The 16,178-nt window shown below is 39.7% G+C and carries 18 protein-coding genes and 2 riboswitches; of the genes, 12 read left to right on the top strand and 6 right to left on the bottom strand.

Annotated features, from left to right (window positions below; genetic code table 11):
• Positions 1-30: 30 nt before the first annotated feature.
• Positions 31-73: riboswitch (PreQ1 riboswitch) on the bottom strand.
• Between the two features lie 275 nt (positions 74-348).
• Positions 349-822 (top strand): SRPBCC family protein, encoded by a 474-nt coding sequence (locus tag BS1321_RS19065; RefSeq protein WP_063232593.1) that lies wholly within the window; start codon positions 349-351, stop codon positions 820-822.
• Between the two features lie 49 nt (positions 823-871).
• Positions 872-1,312: an SRPBCC family protein gene (locus tag BS1321_RS19060; RefSeq protein ID WP_063232592.1), complete on the top strand. Its 441-nt coding sequence runs from the start codon at positions 872-874 to the stop codon at positions 1,310-1,312.
• 112 nt (positions 1,313-1,424) lie between these two features.
• On the opposite strand, the gene BS1321_RS19055 is transcribed toward BS1321_RS19060, so the two are convergent.
• Positions 1,425-2,396, bottom strand: coding sequence for an HD domain-containing protein (locus BS1321_RS19055; RefSeq protein WP_063232591.1), 972 nt, complete (start codon positions 2,394-2,396; stop codon positions 1,425-1,427).
• Positions 2,397-2,442: 46 nt separating this feature from the next.
• Positions 2,443-2,727 (bottom strand): hypothetical protein, encoded by a 285-nt coding sequence (locus tag BS1321_RS19050; RefSeq protein ID WP_063232590.1) that lies wholly within the window; start codon positions 2,725-2,727, stop codon positions 2,443-2,445.
• A gap of 429 nt (positions 2,728-3,156) precedes the next feature.
• Here BS1321_RS19050 and BS1321_RS19045 point away from each other — a divergent pair, with 429 nt between their 5' ends.
• Together BS1321_RS19045 and BS1321_RS19040 are read left to right on the top strand one after the other, a co-directional pair.
• Positions 3,157-3,726 carry a TetR/AcrR family transcriptional regulator gene (locus tag BS1321_RS19045; protein ID WP_063232589.1) on the top strand — a complete coding sequence of 190 codons (570 nt, stop codon included), beginning with the start codon at positions 3,157-3,159 and terminating at the stop codon, positions 3,724-3,726.
• Between the two features lie 52 nt (positions 3,727-3,778).
• The gene (locus tag BS1321_RS19040) at positions 3,779-4,126 is read left to right on the top strand and encodes a DUF4260 domain-containing protein (RefSeq protein WP_063232588.1); all 348 of its coding nucleotides are present in this window, start codon (positions 3,779-3,781) and stop codon (positions 4,124-4,126) included.
• 55 nt (positions 4,127-4,181) lie between these two features.
• On the opposite strand, the gene queE is transcribed toward BS1321_RS19040, so the two are convergent.
• Genes queE through queC form a run of 3 tightly spaced genes read right to left on the bottom strand, consistent with a single transcriptional unit; the run spans position 4,182 to position 6,038 of the window.
• Positions 4,182-4,910 carry a 7-carboxy-7-deazaguanine synthase QueE gene (gene queE / locus BS1321_RS19035; RefSeq protein ID WP_063232587.1) on the bottom strand — a complete coding sequence of 243 codons (729 nt, stop codon included), beginning with the start codon at positions 4,908-4,910 and terminating at the stop codon, positions 4,182-4,184.
• Positions 4,903-5,373 (bottom strand): 6-carboxytetrahydropterin synthase QueD, encoded by a 471-nt coding sequence (queD, locus tag BS1321_RS19030; RefSeq protein ID WP_063232586.1) that lies wholly within the window; start codon positions 5,371-5,373, stop codon positions 4,903-4,905. The genes queE and queD overlap by 8 nt, the downstream gene beginning before the upstream one ends.
• Positions 5,373-6,038: a 7-cyano-7-deazaguanine synthase QueC gene (gene queC, locus BS1321_RS19025; RefSeq protein WP_063232585.1), complete on the bottom strand. Its 666-nt coding sequence runs from the start codon at positions 6,036-6,038 to the stop codon at positions 5,373-5,375. The genes queD and queC overlap by 1 nt, the downstream gene beginning before the upstream one ends.
• Before the next feature lie 55 nt (positions 6,039-6,093).
• Positions 6,094-6,136: riboswitch (PreQ1 riboswitch) on the bottom strand.
• Positions 6,137-6,767: 631 nt separating this feature from the next.
• Here queC and BS1321_RS19020 point away from each other — a divergent pair.
• From BS1321_RS19020 to BS1321_RS18995, 7 genes are all read left to right on the top strand, one after another.
• The gene (locus tag BS1321_RS19020; RefSeq protein WP_063232584.1) at positions 6,768-6,983 is read left to right on the top strand and encodes a hypothetical protein; all 216 of its coding nucleotides are present in this window, start codon (positions 6,768-6,770) and stop codon (positions 6,981-6,983) included.
• 790 nt (positions 6,984-7,773) lie between these two features.
• Positions 7,774-8,955: a poly-gamma-glutamate synthase PgsB gene (pgsB, locus tag BS1321_RS19015; protein ID WP_063232583.1), complete on the top strand. Its 1,182-nt coding sequence runs from the start codon at positions 7,774-7,776 to the stop codon at positions 8,953-8,955.
• 15 nt (positions 8,956-8,970) lie between these two features.
• Positions 8,971-9,420, top strand: a complete 450-nt coding sequence (gene pgsC, locus BS1321_RS19010; protein WP_063232582.1) for a poly-gamma-glutamate biosynthesis protein PgsC — start codon at positions 8,971-8,973, stop codon at positions 9,418-9,420.
• Positions 9,421-9,430: 10 nt separating this feature from the next.
• Positions 9,431-10,714: a CapA family protein gene (locus BS1321_RS19005; protein WP_063232581.1), complete on the top strand. Its 1,284-nt coding sequence runs from the start codon at positions 9,431-9,433 to the stop codon at positions 10,712-10,714.
• A 73-nt stretch (positions 10,715-10,787) separates the two neighbouring features.
• Complete coding sequence (locus tag BS1321_RS19000; protein ID WP_230161680.1) at positions 10,788-12,368, top strand: gamma-glutamyltransferase family protein; 1,581 nt, start codon at positions 10,788-10,790, stop codon at positions 12,366-12,368.
• A 72-nt stretch (positions 12,369-12,440) separates the two neighbouring features.
• Positions 12,441-12,590, top strand: a complete 150-nt coding sequence (locus BS1321_RS27900; protein WP_169803974.1) for a CapE family protein — start codon at positions 12,441-12,443, stop codon at positions 12,588-12,590.
• Between the two features lie 85 nt (positions 12,591-12,675).
• Positions 12,676-13,305, top strand: a complete 630-nt coding sequence (locus BS1321_RS18995; protein WP_063232580.1) for a poly-gamma-glutamate hydrolase family protein — start codon at positions 12,676-12,678, stop codon at positions 13,303-13,305.
• A gap of 5 nt (positions 13,306-13,310) precedes the next feature.
• Here BS1321_RS18995 and BS1321_RS18990 read toward each other — a convergent pair whose 3' ends face one another.
• A complete protein-coding gene (locus BS1321_RS18990; RefSeq protein ID WP_063232579.1) occupies positions 13,311-14,513 on the bottom strand; it encodes a C40 family peptidase in 1,203 nt (400 codons plus the stop codon).
• 412 nt (positions 14,514-14,925) lie between these two features.
• Here BS1321_RS18990 and BS1321_RS18985 point away from each other — a divergent pair, with 412 nt between their 5' ends.
• Positions 14,926-15,207, top strand: coding sequence for a HesB/IscA family protein (locus BS1321_RS18985; RefSeq protein ID WP_232522818.1), 282 nt, complete (start codon positions 14,926-14,928; stop codon positions 15,205-15,207).
• Positions 15,208-16,178 lie beyond the last annotated feature (971 nt).

Raw genomic sequence — 16,178 nt, 5'->3', positions numbered from 1 at the left:
GAAAAAACAGCACCCTAAGAAAGAGCACTGTTCTCCTTAGTTTTTTTGAGAGGGTAGCTAGAACCTCTTCCGCCCGAGCGGATTATCATTTTCCTTAATTATCGTAGCTTGAAAGCGATTAGAAATCAAGAAGTTTCAATACGGCCGATTTTAGTCACTGGGAATGGTGCGATTCCGCGGATATCGTTTGGTATTAGCAATGCACTTCAAATCTTCTTCAATCCAATGACTCTGGCGATTTTTGTCGCAGAAAACTACTTGACCGGCTGTATATGAAAAGCCGACAATGATTGATAGAATAATGTTTCGATCTTGATATGAGATATAAACGCGAGGAGGAAAATAATAATGAAAAAACCAACGTTTGTCTATCCTATTTATATCGCAACCACTCCAGAGAAGCTTTGGGAAGCCCTGACGAGCGGTGAAGTCACGAAGAAATATCACTTTGGATGCCAAGTCCAGTCTGACTGGCAAGAAGGCTCAATCGTTAAATATTTGCTCGAAGATGGGCGTATTACTGATCATGGTAATGTACTTAAGTGTGAGCCGCTACACCTGCTCTCGTTCACTTGGAACATGACAGGAGACGAAACACCTCGCGAGCATCCTACTCGGGTCACTTTTGTCCTGCAGCCAATGGATGATTCCACAGTGAAGTTAACACTAAAGCATGAGGATCTTGTGGAGACAGATTTCGTATATGATGACAATACCTTTGAAGGCTTGAATAATGGATGGCCAGCAATTCTAAGTAACCTGAAGAGCTTGCTTGAAACTGGACGGACCCTGCCGCCAATATCAGTAGATTGGGATAATTAAGTGGTAGTGGAAAACTATAAAAACAAATCGAAAGAGAGTTGATTTAGTAATGGATACTCAAATAACTACGAAATTTAAAATAGTCAAGCCAACTAATGAAGTATTTGAAGCCATAGTGAACCCTGAAAAAATCGGGAATTTCTGGTTCTCATCGAGTTCTGAAAGATGGGAACAAGGCCGGACGCCTACATTGAGATATAACGAATACGATGCTGAAGTGGTCATTAATGTATTGGAAGTCGAGGAAAATAGGAAAATCGTGTTTGCGTGGGGCGGAAATGATCAAGAAACGGTTGTTACAATTACACTAAAAGAGTTGGATAAAACGAGTACAATTATTGAAGTGAACGAATCGGGTTTGAAAGAGGACGACCCCGAATTGATAAACAAAATGATAGGACAAAAAGAAGGATGGGTATATACATTAACCTGTTTAAAGGGTTATTTAGAAAATGGCGTTAATACTTTGAGAGCATCAATAATTTTTTAACTTTTAAAGGTTCAGATTTAGACGGGAGGAGACTTTTAATGTTTCCGAGAAAAAACTCAAGGATGAATATCACCCTTGAGTTTTTTACTTTCCGTATGCTTTGACAAGAAATTCAATCGGAAAACACTTTTAGATATATGCCCTTCGAAGCTTTTTTATAGGCTTCAATTCCCATTTTCTTTACTTTTTCTGATAAACTGGATGCTCTTACTAATTGGGTTCCTTGAATAACGGAAGGATCCATCAGGCGCATTTTATTTTTCCGATGTATATCGTAATCCAATTGATCTTCTTTCACCTTTACGTTACCATGGATCCGTTTTAACAGGTTTTGCACTTCATGGTCTTCAGTGAAGCTTAACAAGGACATGACTTCTTCATCTGTACCGAGTAAGTCATCAAGACTGATCAGTTTTTTAGCTAAAGCCAATTTTAAGGTATTTGCCAAGATATCATAGCCATATATATTAAGTGGGTTCATGAAAAAATCAATAACTTCGCTGTAATACGTTTTCACAAACCATTCCGCAGATTCAATATTATCCAGATACATCCTTCCATTTATTATGATTATATGGTCTAGAAATTCATTAACGGATTCCATTGTGATATGTCCATATTGATACATATCCCGGAGAGTATAATCTACCCGATCGGCACATAACTCAGGTGCTGGCTGTTCAAGCAATTCCCATTTTGATTGAAAAATGACTTTACAATCATATCCATATTCCTTCAGTATAAATGGGATTTCGGATTCCATAATGACTTGATCATATATCTTTTCATGATAATCTTCATCCTTACAATCCAGAACGAAATCAATAACATGTGAAAATGCAGTGTGGGATACGTCATGCAGCAAGCCCGCGATTTGTTCCTCTAATGAACCTCCAAGCGCTTTTATTAAAAGCATCACACCAATTGAATGGTCAAATCGTGTGACACCCCACTGCTCATTAACTAAATAACTTGCCCCGCCTTGATGTATCCCCTTCAATCTTTGGACCGGTTTGCTTACTATCAGTTCTTCAAGAACTCCCTCTACAATGTGTTTCCCATAGATACTATCCAAAACTATCAATAACTGCCGCCTCCCACATTGGTTTACTCATTATAGGTAGGTGATTTCACTGATTTTCTTCTGTAAAAATTATTTCCCCCTTTTCATTTTGCTCATATTGCTTTTTTGCCATTTTTTTCATTTCCTCTTCATCATTCAAATCGATATCACCTGGATTGACCTCATCAATTCCCTCTATGATTATGATTTCATTTATTATTACATGATCTCGTGGATATACTTTAATAAAGTCTTCTACAGGTTTTGTTTTATCTTTATACGGTTTAGTGTATAAAAAATAGCCGGTCAAAACTATGATAATTGAAGCCAAAATACCGAATTTCTTTTTCATTTATTCATCCCCTCCAACGTTCTACGAATACCCTAATAATACCATATATTGGTATTGTTGGTACTGAAATAAGGCAAGCACACATATAGTGGGTTCCTTTTTTTCTGTTACAGGACATTCATATTTCCTCTGATTTCACCCTTTAAAAATAGCTGTAAATTCAAATACCTGTTTCATTGAAACTAAAAACGTAGTTGCTTTGGATAAGGGAACATCATACCCACTAGTATTTAAGTTAACTGGTTGCGGGGAATAATCCATAGGCAATGTCCTGCATCCCCACCTGTATAAGGTGAAATCCCGTTTCATCAAATGGTAAAGTTTCTCTAAAAAAACAGTACTTTATAATATGATCTAGTAATTGACATTTCGAAATCAGTGAGTTATCATCCTAATTAACCAGTGGTCAATAAATAAGGGAGTGTTAAGATGTCGCCAAGGAAATCGGCAGGTAAAGAATTGTCCAGGGACATGGTGTTGAATGAAGCTAGAAACCTTTTTGCAACGTTAGGGTATTCGAATGTCTCAATGAGGCAATTGGCTAAATCATTGGATTGCAGCCATGGAGCCATTTATTATCATTTTAAAAATAAGGCAGAAATATTTTATAGTTTGGTGAAAACGGATTTTTCCGTTTTAAATACTTTAATCGATGATATCATCATGTCGGAAAATGACCCTTCTATAAAAATGGAAAAGATTTTATTGTGCTTCTTAGAGTTCGGTTTAACCCAACAGAACCATTATTCCATCATGTTTTTATCGAAGGAAAAAGAAATTCAGCAGTTACTTCAATTTGATTCTAATAAAACATACGAAAAGCTAATCCAGTCCCTGACGGACCTAACGGACAACAAACTGAATCCTGCATCCATTTGGTCGATTTTTCTTTCTCTTCACGGATTCATAACTTTTTATATTAATTCTGAACTATCTTATCAAGATGTAAAAGGTTTAGCTTATTTTCATGTTAAAAATATCATAAGAAACATCATATAATTTTTTCAAACTTTATTGACCAATGGTTAATAAAACTTTGGGAGGTTTTAAAATGGTAAAGAAATTCCTTCATATTGAAGGACTCATGGTTCTTTTAGCGGTGATTTACATCTATTCGTTATATGAATTCAGCTGGTGGATTTTCCTTTTATTGATTTTGTCTCCTGATGTTTCCATGCTGGCCTATCTGATCAATGAGCGGATTGGAGCAAAGGTTTATAACTTATTTCATACTTATATCCTGTCCATCTTCATGATTTTGCTTGCAATCTTTCTAAAGTCGGATGCATTTATGATGATTGGTTTAATTTGGACAGCGCATATTGGAATGGATCGCTTATTTGGATATGGCCTTAAATACACATCATCCTTCAAAGCTACACACATTCAAAGGTTGTAATAAGCTTAAAAAGGCAGTGTGATTAAACATCACACTGCCTCCTGCTCTCTTTTCTTTACACGCCCCGCTTGTTTCCCCATATATAGGTATGCAGCTGGGGAAGCACTTTCACATCATTCAATTCATCATCTGCTATCACTTTATCAATTAACTCTTCGTACTTCTTCAAAAGGCCGCTGATCAATTGACGATCATCCGCCGTCCTGCTGTCGTCATTGCCGACCTGCAGATAAAAAGGAATATCCGGGTAACGCCCATGTACATGTTTGGCATATTGATAGTCTTCCTCGTTAAAGACGACGATCTTCAATGAGACATGGTTTTCAGGATTTCGATTGGCAAGGTTCGAGATGATTTGGTCGAGCACCGTAAAGTCCGTGTTCATTTTAGAGCTCGGCGGCTTAGGTGAAATAGTCAGTTCATCAATATCGAGAAACCAATCCTGCCATCGGCTCCCTTGTGTTTCGACACCTATTTTCATTTTATTTTCATGTAAGATCGCTATCAAGCCGTTTAGGTTTTTCAGCAGAGCCGGGTTTCCGCCTGATATCGTCACGAAGGAAAAACCGGAACCCCCAATTCGCTTCAGCTCATCCCATATTTCTTCGGCAGTCATCTGGACGGTATCTTCCTTACCGGTGCCATCCCAAGTAAATGCGGAATCACACCAGGCACAGGAATAATCGCAGCCGGCAGTCCGTACGAACATGGTTTTTTGACCAATGACCATTCCCTCTCCTTGGATGGTCGGCCCGAAGATTTCCAAAACCGGGAGTTTACTCACTTTCCATCCACTCCCGTCTGGCTTCAGCATAGCTTGTCGGCGTTTCGTATAATCGAACAAATTCGACTCTAGCACCCTCATATTCTTTTAATGAAAGGGCTTCGGCCATTTTTTCATAAATCCAGACAACCATATTTTCAGCCGTTGTATTCATGAGCGGCAGAGTTTCATTCAAATAACGATGATCCAGGTGGATTTCAATTTCATTTTTCCATATATCCTTGATGTCCCCAAAATCTATCATCAACCCGCGTGAATCTGTATACCCGCTCAACCCGAAAATGACCTTATACGTGTGGCCATGCAGGGTCTTGCATTTTCCTTCATAGTCATGCAGATGGTGCGCCGCGTCAAAGGTGAATTCCTTACTCACAAGAACCCTCTTGTTTGTATACTTCAATTGGCTGCGCTGAATATCTTCATCTATTTTTTGGAGTTTATCCACTATATTAAAACCGTACATCATGAAAGCACCTTCCGTCTGCTTACATAGTCATCCAGTCCTTTTTTCCGCAGATTACATGCCGGACAATCTCCACAGCCGTCGGAGATGATTCCGTTATAGCAAGTCAGGGTCTTTTCGCGGACAAAGTCGAATGCGCCAAGCTGATCCGCAAGCTCCCATGTTTCCTCTTTATTAAGCCACATTAGCGGCGTATCAATCACGAATGACTGGTCCATCGACAAGTTCAGTGTCACATTCAACGATTTAATGAATACATCACGGCAGTCAGGATATCCGCTGAAATCAGTTTCACAGACACCGGTGACAATATGTTTAGCGCCAATCTGACTCGCCAGCACTCCGGCAAACGAAAGGAACAGCAAATTCCTCCCCGGTACGAACGTCGACGGCAATTCCCCGTCTTCTCCGTCCGCCACTGCAATATCACTTCTCGTCAATGCATTCGGTGCCAGTTGGTTCAGCAGCGACATGTCAAGGATATGATGATTCACGCCCAATTCCTTGGCAATGTTTTGAGCACATTCGATTTCCAAGCTATGCCGCTGATTATAATCGAACGTCACCGCTTCCACTTTCTCAAATCTCTCCAATGCCCAGAACAGGCACGTCGTACTGTCCTGACCTCCGCTAAACACAACCACTGCCTTTTCTTTCTTCTTCATTTCTATAAAACTCCTTTTTACGGAAAAAAACAGCACCCTAAGAATAGAGCACTGTTTCTCCTTAGTTTTTTTGAGAGGGTAGCTAGAACCTCTTCCGCCTTAACGCGGAATATTATATTTTTCCAAGTCAATAGTAACTTGAAAACGATAAGAAATCAAGATGTTTATATTTAGTGAATATTAAACCTAATGGAAAATTTGGTTATCTTTTCATTGCTTAAACATCCCATTTTTTAACCGATAAAAAAGAGTGAATAAAATATCGATAAAGGGGTCCATTAATTTGAAAAGCATTAAAGCAAAGGTATTGGTGGCATTTTCACTCATTTATAAAGGTTGTTTCATTTTCGTATATTCGGGGAATAAATAACTATACACAATAATAAACCAATAAAAAGCAAATCTATCAAAAGCGGCAGGAAGTGAATATTTTCCTTTGTTTTCAGAATATTTAGTGTATAATAAATATAACTAAAGGAATATTTTAACTGAAATAATCATTGCTTCCAATACCTGCTACTGCAAATCCCGACATTTCCTTTCAACACCATGCACGGGCACTTATACTCAGTAAGGATCCATTGCATGCTTTCTCTCGAATCAAACCATTCACAACTTTATTCACATAAAAACACGATTCTCACTCCAGATCTGTAAAAAAAGGTTAAATTTCACTCACGATATGTTACTATTAAACTAAGACCTTTTAACCCCAAAGGAGGAATTCATATGAAACGTTTTTTCAAATTCATAACAGATTTTAACGAAAGAAAAGCACTGGAACGGGAAACCGAAGAGTTCTTTCGCAAAGAATACGAAAATTATATGAAGATGAATCCTGACAATCAAGGAAAAAGAAGGAGATTAGCTCCTAGACTTTATGTGATTGATGGCGGTAAAAAGGGCTCCAACCTTGAGATTTCTGACAGAAAGAAATCCAGTTAACCTGATTCCTCCCATAATCAGCTACGAATGCAGTTGCTCAAGACCCACAAACGTTAAATCACCATGATAAACGGAGATTCGTGACCATTCCATTCATTTACAATATATAAGCCGAAAGCTCAGATATGCTTCTGAGCTTTTTTTATTTTTCATTCTTTTATAAACACTATATTTATAGAAGAAACTAGGTATTTTTTTAAAAAAATGGGTTAACTTTAGTTTATTTCATGTTTCAGGTAAAAGATCAACTATAGACCCATGGGTATCCCATTAGGAAAAAACCGGAAAATATCAAAAAAAAGAGATGTGTTCTTTTACTCATCTTTGTCCGTATTCTAAAGAGTCCAACTAATTGAGTCGATAGATGCAATATCTTACATTGAATGACAATTCCATAAATATTGTTACGTTTATGACAACTAATAGGTATAAACAATTAATAAACTGTAATAAACCTCACTTTTAAAAACAATTCATTATTCAAATATAGCCATTAAGAATCGGGTTCAAATGCTCATTAAACCATTTTGATTCTGACCAAAATAGATCTTTATTAAACTTTCCATAATTTAGTGTAAATAAACCAAGGATTTACGTGTTTTTCAGCCATATCTTTGTACTCATAAAACAATTTATCCCATTAGATAATATTACACTCCTATATACATTTATTTGAAAAAGCTGATAATAACTATATTGCGATAGAATAATTGACTCTTGCCTATTAAGTTTAAAATCATGTAGTGTGTATTCAGTAAATCAAATAATTAAAAAAAAGAGAGGTTAAAAAATGGCACCAATATTTATTTGTGCGATCTTTTTACTTGGCTATGGCATTTTCGAACAAAAACGCCATCAGAAGCGTCTCGACTCCATCCCGGTACGTGTGAATGTGAATGGGATTCGAGGGAAATCGACTGTAACGCGCCTGATTACAGGTGTGATCCAGGAAGCTAAGTACAAAACAGTAGGTAAAACAACCGGAACATCAGCAAGAATGATCTATTGGTTTACCGACAAGGAAAAACCGATTGTACGCCGCCCGGAAGGACCCAACATAGGAGAACAACGGCGTGTAGTTAAAGAAGTTGCCGACTTAGGCACGGAAGCACTAGTTTGTGAGTGCATGGCCGTACAGCCTGACTATCAACTAATCTTCCAAAACAAAATGATCCAAGCAAACATTGGGGTCATCGTGAATGTATTGGAAGACCATATGGATGTCATGGGACCGACTTTGGATGAGGTTGCTGAAGCCTTCACTGCTACCATTCCCTATAATGGTCACTTAATAACCATTGAAAGTGAATATTTGGACTTTTTCAAGCAAATTGCCAAAGAACGCAACACAAAAGTGATCGTTGCAGACAATTCCAGAATTTCGGAAGAATTCCTACGCGAATTCGATTATATGGTATTTCCAGATAATGCATCACTGGCCTTGGCCGTTGCGGAGGCTTTGGGCATTGATGAAAAAACAGCTTTTCGCGGTATGTTGAATGCACATCCCGATCCAGGTGCCATGCGGATCACCAAATTCGGAGATCCCATTCAGCCAACTTTCTTTGTCAATGGCTTTGCTGCAAATGACGCGTCATCGACGCTGAACATTTGGGAACGTGTCAATACGTTTGGATACAGCACAGAACCTCCTATCGTCATCATGAATTGCCGTCCCGACCGTGTGGACCGTACCGAGCAGTTTGCTAGAGATGTATTGCCTTACATAAAATCTGAAATCGTCATTTCCATAGGTGAAACCACATCACCGATCACTCGGGCATTCGAGCAAGGTCAATTGGATACAAAAGAATATTGGGATTTAGAAAACTGGTCAACTGAAGAAATCGTGGCCCGCCTCCGCCCATTGATGAAAAATCGCATCGTCTACGGTGTCGGGAATATTCACGGTGCAGCGGAACCATTAATTGAAGCATTCATGAAATCTAAAACGAAGCAAAAAGCGAGTTAAGTAGGAGGAACCTTAATGTTTGGATCGGATTTATATGTAGCTCTAGTACTAGGAGTTACGCTTAGCCTTATATTTTCAGAAAAAACGGGTGTCGTACCCGCAGGACTTATCGTGCCAGGTTATTTGGCATTAGTATTTGATCAATGGGAAATCATGCTGACCATCCTGATCATTAGTGTAGTAACTTATTTGATCGTCACTCACGGCCTTTCAAGATGGGTGATTTTATATGGAAGAAGAAAATTCGCAGCCATGATGGTGACAGGGATTTGCTTGAAGCTCCTGTTGGACTTCGTCTACCCCGTCATGCCATTTGAAATATTCGAGTTTCGGGGAATCGGTATAATCGTACCTGGATTGATAGCGAATACGATTCAAAGACAAGGAATGCCATTGACACTTGGCAGCACGCTTTTATTATCCGGCTTGACTTTCGGTTTAATGAACGTGTACTACCTATTCTGAGGTGCAAAAAATGAAACGGACTTTAAATGCAAAAGAAAAAACACTTATCTTTATTAAACGCACGAAGAAAAAGAATCTTAAATACACTGGAATCATACTACCTATATTACTAATCGCTTTAGTCATTACCACTTGGATGGGACGGGCTGAGGAAGTGAAAACAACTGCTTCAAAATCCGATCAACCATTTACGATGACAATGGTCGGTGATGTGATGATGGGACGGTATGTTAAAGAAGTGACGGATAAGCACGGATATGAATACCTCTTCCGTTATATGCAGCCCTATTTTTCCACTTCAGACTATGTCAGTGGGAATTATGAACATACCGCTTTAAAAGAAGAGGTATCTAACTATAAGGGAGCAGATACTCCCATCCGGTTAAACTCCAATACTAGTGGTGTTCAAGCCGTTAAAGATGCTGGCTTCTCTGTGATGTCTTTGGCCAATAACCATATGATGGACTATGAAGAACAAGGACTTCTTGACACGATTGATGAATTCAAAAGTACGGATATGCACTATGTCGGTGTTGGATCGAACACTACGGAAGCTAAAAATAGCATCGACTATGCAGATGTTAATGGCGTACGTGTCGCAACACTTGGCTTCACGGATGTTTACGGTAAGGATGCCGTGTCAAAAACTGATAAAGCCGGACTATTGAACTCCAACCCTGATTTATTATTTGAAATGATCGGCAAAGCAAGGGATGCCAAGCAAGGCAACGCAGACTTGGTTGTGGTGAATATGCACTGGGGACAAGAGTATTCAACATCTACAACCGCCCGTCAAAAAGACTTGGCTAAAGCTATCATCGATGCTGGAGCTGACATCATCATCGGCCATCACCCCCACGTGCTTCAATCGTTTGATGTGTATAAAGATGGAATCATTTTCTATAGCTTAGGAAATTTCATATTCGATCAAGGCTGGACACGCACAAAGGATTCAGCCATGGTTCAATACCATTTAGCGGAAGACGGAAAAGCTACAATCGATGTCGTTCCACTGCAAATTGAAGAAGCAACACCAAGGCCAGCTACCTCTTCAATCGACAAATCACGTGTTTACCGTCAGTTGACGAAGGAAACGAGTGAAAAAGCCCAATGGTCGAAAAAAGAGGATCGTATCGAGATTACCTTGGATCACAAGAAGATAATCGACCATAAAGCACAACGTGAGCAAGAAGAAAAAGCAGCGAAAGCAGCGAAAGAAGCAATGGAAAAGAAAGCTGCACAAGAGAAAAAAGCAGCACAAGCTAAACAACAGGACATGCAACCCATTCAGTAAGGAACGCTTTGTACTACTACGTAAAGAAAAAAGACACACAACTTAGAAGTTCAACGAAAAGGGGGACCAACCGATGATTAACCGTATGACGAGAAAAGTGCTCATTTCCCTTAGCATGCTCATTTATATTGCTGGATGTTCGAAGACACCCCCTATTTCTGACACTAATGAACCGATAGATAGTAAAAGCGCACAATCATATGGGGTCAGTTCTTCAAACCCAATCGCAATAGATGTCGGGATGGATATATTGGATAACGGCGGTACGGCGGCGGATGCCGCCATTGCGGTATCCTATGTATTAGGTGTAGTCGAACCCTATGGATCTGGCGTGGGTGGCGGAGGCGGTATGCTGATTGACCCGGAATCCGGCGATCCCAATTTTATCGATTATCGTGAATCTTCTCCGGAAGACCCAAGTTCAAGACACGATACGGGGATTCCTGGTTTAGTGGCCGGCATGCAGGTTATCCATGATAAGTATGGGAGCGTACCGATGGAGGATCTTCTTCAGCCGGCGATTGATTTGGCTGAAGGCGGTTTTAAAGTGGATGAGATTTTATCTTCGCGCTTAGCCGCAGCTCAACCAAGGTTATCTTCCGATACATCATTATTTTATCCTGATGGCGATGCCATTGAACCAGGCAAAACCCTCATTCAAGAAAACCTTGCTGAAACATTGAAGCTAGTTCAGAAGGAAGGTCCTGATGGTTTTTATAAAGGGGAAATTGCACGGGATATTAAAAGAGAAACAGACATCGACTTGAAGGATTTAAAGCGCTATGAGGTGAAAGAACGTAAGCCGGTTCAAGGAACATTTGCCGGTTATGACGTTTTAACCGCCCCTCCGCCCTTTTCCGGGATTACAGTTCTTGAAATGTTGAGGCTCGCCGAGGAAACGAACCTCGGTGAATCTTCAAGTAAATCAGCTTATTTGAAAGTCCTGGGGGGCATCTCAAATACAGCCTATCAAGATCGGTCCGCCCATATTGGGGATGGGATAAGCCACTCTAAGGCGGAACAATTGCTCTCCCCCATTCACTTGAACAATCTTAAAAGTAAGATCAAAAGTGATAATTGGGAAAATAAAGAATCGAATGATTCCGAAGAACATGAAAGTACGACACACTTTGTGATCATGGACAAGTATGGCACTGTCGTTTCCGCAACAAATACGCTCAGCAACTTTTTCGGATCTGGTGACTATACGAATGGTTTTTTCCTTAACGATCAATTGAAAAATTTCCGGTCCGGTTTGAACTCTCAAGAGGCATATAAACGGTCAAGAACTTTCACCGCTCCGACCATTCTCAAGAAACCAGGGAAGGAATCGATTGGGATCGGCTCACCAGGCGGTGATAGGATTCCGCAAGTATTGATGCAGGTCCTATATTCTTATACAGAGAATGAAGGCCCATTTCAGGATATCGTCGACCGTAATCGGTTCGTCTTTGATGGAAAGAAAATTTATACAGAATCCAGGCTTTCGGATGAAATAATATCCAACTTGGAAGATTCAGGATATGAAGTCATTCAGAAGATTTCCCCCATGTATTATGGTGGGGTTCAAGTACTCGTTAAAAATGAGAAAAATGGACAAATATCCGGAGCTGGGGATAAAAGAAGAAATGGAAGCTGGAAAGCTCAGCAATAAAAGTGCAATCCAACCCCTCCTTTTCTAAAAAAAATCATAAGAATTCTAGCGATGTATAAGGGGACTTAGAATATGAATACCGTAAAAAAAATAACAAGCTGGGTTATACCCGTTGTTCTAATAACAGCCCTGCTTGTGACCATGAATACATTTAAACGGACAGAAACTTTAACACCCGACGAGCAAAAGAAAATAGAACAATATACGACTGTCGAAAAATAAAAAAAGCTGGGGCATCCCCGCTTTTTTTATTTTTGCCGTCAACGGATATGGAAGATGAAATACGCTATAGATACGGAGGATAACCATGAGTGAAAATAGCTATATCGATTTTATTGAACTGCAGCAAAATGAACAAGAAGACCTCGATTACCGCATCATCGTTCATCACAGGAATCCTGATATCGCAGTTCTAGCCATACATGGCGGGAATATCGAACCAGGTACGAGCGAAGTTGCAGCCGCACTTGGAGAGAGACTTTGTGCAAGCACCTATCTATTCGAAGGCCTAAAACCAAGGGGCAACCAGGTCCTCCATATAACATCCCCCTTATTCAATGAACCGGGCGGCGTTTCAATGACAGCGAACGCTCAGACCATCCTTTCGATCCATGGCCACTACGACGTACATAATGCGCTGGTTTACATTGGCGGAAGGAACGAACCCTATAAGTACCTTATTCAGCAATGCCTCAACAAAGCTGGATTTCAAACTGATCATGCACCGCAGCACCTTTCAGGCATGAGCGGATACAACATCACCAACACATCCAAAACGGGTGCAGGCGTGCAATTGGAACTTTCCACAAAGCTTAGAAAAAGCTTTTTCAAAGGTGATGACTTTACCAGTAAGAACAGGATCAATCACTGTGATCTTTTTAAACGGTTCGTTACTGCCATTGAAAAAGCGACTCTTGAATATAAACAGGTTGAATAAGCTTCTTAGTCCATGAGGCTTTCAACTTGACCGAAGCTTTCGAATTTCTCGGCAAAATAACCTGACGAAAGATTGGAGATATGAACGCCGGTGTTTTCCGTTGTATTGAGAAAACGGCCATCACCTAGATAAATACCTACATGGGTCACACCTAGCCTTGTTCCTGTGTCGCTAAAAAACACTAAATCCCCAGCCTTTGGATTTTCGATTTTGGGCACCAATGAGAAGTAATCCGCTGCGGAATCTCGTTTTACTGAAAGGCCCTGCTCCTTCATGACCCAATAAATGAAGCCGCTGCAATCCATTCCGATCATCGGATCTTCTCCCCCAAAAACATAGGTGAATCCGCGTAAAGTGTATGCATACTTGATGACATCATATGCTTTATCATATGCAGCCTCCTGGTTTACATAAAACGGATATAACGGGTTGCTGTATAGTTGAAGATACTGCCCTTGCATCAACTCATCCGTACTTAACGCGTTACGACTTTTGATCGCACTCATGGAAATGCTGTAATTCTCCGATATACTATTAAGCGTTTCTCCCGTTTGGACGATATGCTCTCCTTTAGGCGTGTATGTTTTGTACGCCACTTGGTATTTTGCAAAGTAATCTTCTGTAGTGGATCTCACCTGAACCGTTTCTGCACCATATCCAGAATTGACAAATTGGTTTTTGCCAATATAAATACCCGCAGTCATGACTTTTAAGCTGTCTTTTTCCAGAAAGAATATAATATCCCCAGTTTTCGGAGTGGCTGTATCCATCCCTTGCTTATAAAAACCATCCACTGTCAAACGGTCGACCGGCACATTTTGCTGGGAAAGCACCCAATGAATCAATCCGCTCGAATCAAACCCTTTTTCAGGCGTCTCCTCACCAGCTGTCTTTTTAAACCCCATAAAAGATTTCGCATAGTTCGCAATTTTTTTTCCTCTCTCTGACCATTGATAGATGGAAGGAGTATACGCCGTCTGAATGATTGCCAACTTTTGGCCCGCAAATAACTTATCATCCGGTAAACCATTCGTTTTCATTAATTGCTCAGCCGATATATCATATGTCTTGGCAATCGAATCTACCGTTTCGCCAGATATTACAGTATGCACAGGATCTGCAGCCTCGGCCTTTATGCTAGGTAAAAAAGTGAAACTAATCATAAATACCAAAGTAAATATCATACAGCTTATTTTTCCATTAAACATTTTAACCCTTCCTTTATACGCTGAAATATTTTAAATTTACGATGTATTCCATCATATGAAGCCGAACAACTTTCATATAAATCTTTTATCCTATCATTCACCTAAAATAATGTCTTATTGCTCATCTCAACAATATCATCGTCGAACCAAACGAAACCTTTAGCCTATTTTTTACAAAAAAATTCGGTCACTTTCATTGAAGCACTTTATAAATAAATCAATATTCCTATACTGTAAAATTTCACCTCATCGAGATAAGTTGGAAATCGAAGAATTCCTAAAGGGTTTTATTTTTTTATGCAAAATGGGTAAAGTTAGATTATAGGAATCCTGGTCATGATAAAGTCGTGCATATACGGCTTGCCCTATTTATGAAGAGGTTAACGATATAGGAGTGAACATTTTGATAAAAATGACAGAGAAAGCCCAACAGGCAATTAAAAATATGCAGCATAGTTTGGGAGGGGAATCGTATTTGAGGTTTGGCATAAACAGACCTTGCTGTAACCAGATGAACTATACATTAAGCTTGGCAATCTCTAAAAAAGAGCACGAGGAAATACTCGTTTTACATGATATAAAAATGTTGATTGACCCATCGGACTCCCATTTTACAGATCAAACGGAAATTGATTACGAAGGCGATGGATTTTTGATCAGGAACCCGAATCCATTGGTATCACTCATCATCTAGCAGAAGTAAATAAGGGGAAAGCATAAATGGCCTTCCCCTCGTTTCTATGAATCTATGGCATATACACCGTTTTACTATGTGAAAGCTTCAAAAACACTTTATCTATTGGCTGTCGTTAACTCAACCAAGTTGTTTTCCGCCTTTTATGGACACCATGTTTACATCATCTTGGTAGGCACCATAGGATTTTTAATCTAGTAATCTATCTCAGATTAAATCTTGGATATGCATCAATGGAAAATGAGGAGATAGTGATGAGTGATGAGTGATGCGATTGCATTACTGGTGGAGCAGTGTCACCATCGTCGTTATTGGTATGACAACAAAAATAGTCCTGCTTTTGGCCTTGAGCCATTGGACCCTACTTGTCCGATTCCTATATATTATTCCCCTTTGTAAAAAAGGCATGGATACTTGACCAGCCCCTCTAAATTGTACTTTTGTACTTCTATGTGATTTTGTCCTCTAATAGAGAGATGCCCCGTTAAACGAATCAAGGTCAAGTGCCTGCAGAATGGTAAAATGGCTATACAACCAAAAGGGGAAACCACTTAGTGGCCTCCCCCGTTCCTTTAATTCTTTATCTGGAATTCCCCCAGCGTATGCTCCAAATCATTTATTAACTGTGTAAGCTGCTTTGTATATTGAAAAGTTCATTGCAATAGGAGGATAGGATTGGTTTCATCCCGAACCATGGTTTTAAAAGAAGACTTGTTTATCCTTCATGTTTTTTAAACCCTCACTAGATTGAAGAAATTTGCAACACTCCTGCCGAATAACTGGCTAACCGAGACCCCACAGACGCTTGCTTTGATGAGGCTTGGCAGGCAGCCGGCGGAAAGGGTGCGGATTTCTGAAATCAACTGGAACGTTTTTTAAATATAAAAAACTGTAGATCGACAATAGAATATGTCGGTCTTTTTGATTCGAAGCTGATCATTTCCATGAAAAAGGTAAGGTGATAACTCATT

Source organism: Peribacillus simplex NBRC 15720 = DSM 1321 (assembly GCF_002243645.1).
Classification (GTDB): domain Bacteria; phylum Bacillota; class Bacilli; order Bacillales; family DSM-1321; genus Peribacillus; species Peribacillus simplex.
The sequence above is the reverse complement of the archived record's forward strand: the minus strand, read 5'-3'. Positions and strand labels throughout refer to the sequence as shown.

Excerpts from the sequence above, each read along its gene's own strand:
- queD (WP_063232586.1), bottom strand. The coding sequence starts at position 5,373 with ATGTACGGTTTTAATATAGTGGATAAACTCCAAAAAATAGATGAAGAT.
- BS1321_RS19065 (WP_063232593.1), top strand. The coding sequence starts at position 349 with ATGAAAAAACCAACGTTTGTCTATCCTATTTATATCGCAACCACTCCA.
- BS1321_RS19040 (WP_063232588.1), top strand. The coding sequence starts at position 3,779 with ATGGTAAAGAAATTCCTTCATATTGAAGGACTCATGGTTCTTTTAGCG.
- pgsB (WP_063232583.1), top strand. The coding sequence starts at position 7,774 with ATGGCACCAATATTTATTTGTGCGATCTTTTTACTTGGCTATGGCATT.
- BS1321_RS18990 (WP_063232579.1), bottom strand. The coding sequence starts at position 14,513 with ATGTTTAATGGAAAAATAAGCTGTATGATATTTACTTTGGTATTTATG.
- BS1321_RS19020 (WP_063232584.1), top strand. The coding sequence starts at position 6,768 with ATGAAACGTTTTTTCAAATTCATAACAGATTTTAACGAAAGAAAAGCA.
- pgsC (WP_063232582.1), top strand. The coding sequence starts at position 8,971 with ATGTTTGGATCGGATTTATATGTAGCTCTAGTACTAGGAGTTACGCTT.
- BS1321_RS19060 (WP_063232592.1), top strand. The coding sequence starts at position 872 with ATGGATACTCAAATAACTACGAAATTTAAAATAGTCAAGCCAACTAAT.
- queC (WP_063232585.1), bottom strand. The coding sequence starts at position 6,038 with ATGAAGAAGAAAGAAAAGGCAGTGGTTGTGTTTAGCGGAGGTCAGGAC.
- BS1321_RS19045 (WP_063232589.1), top strand. The coding sequence starts at position 3,157 with ATGTCGCCAAGGAAATCGGCAGGTAAAGAATTGTCCAGGGACATGGTG.
- BS1321_RS19000 (WP_230161680.1), top strand. The coding sequence starts at position 10,788 with ATGATTAACCGTATGACGAGAAAAGTGCTCATTTCCCTTAGCATGCTC.
- BS1321_RS19005 (WP_063232581.1), top strand. The coding sequence starts at position 9,431 with ATGAAACGGACTTTAAATGCAAAAGAAAAAACACTTATCTTTATTAAA.
- BS1321_RS18995 (WP_063232580.1), top strand. The coding sequence starts at position 12,676 with ATGAGTGAAAATAGCTATATCGATTTTATTGAACTGCAGCAAAATGAA.
- BS1321_RS27900 (WP_169803974.1), top strand. The coding sequence starts at position 12,441 with ATGAATACCGTAAAAAAAATAACAAGCTGGGTTATACCCGTTGTTCTA.
- BS1321_RS19050 (WP_063232590.1), bottom strand. The coding sequence starts at position 2,727 with ATGAAAAAGAAATTCGGTATTTTGGCTTCAATTATCATAGTTTTGACC.
- BS1321_RS18985 (WP_232522818.1), top strand. The coding sequence starts at position 14,926 with ATGACAGAGAAAGCCCAACAGGCAATTAAAAATATGCAGCATAGTTTG.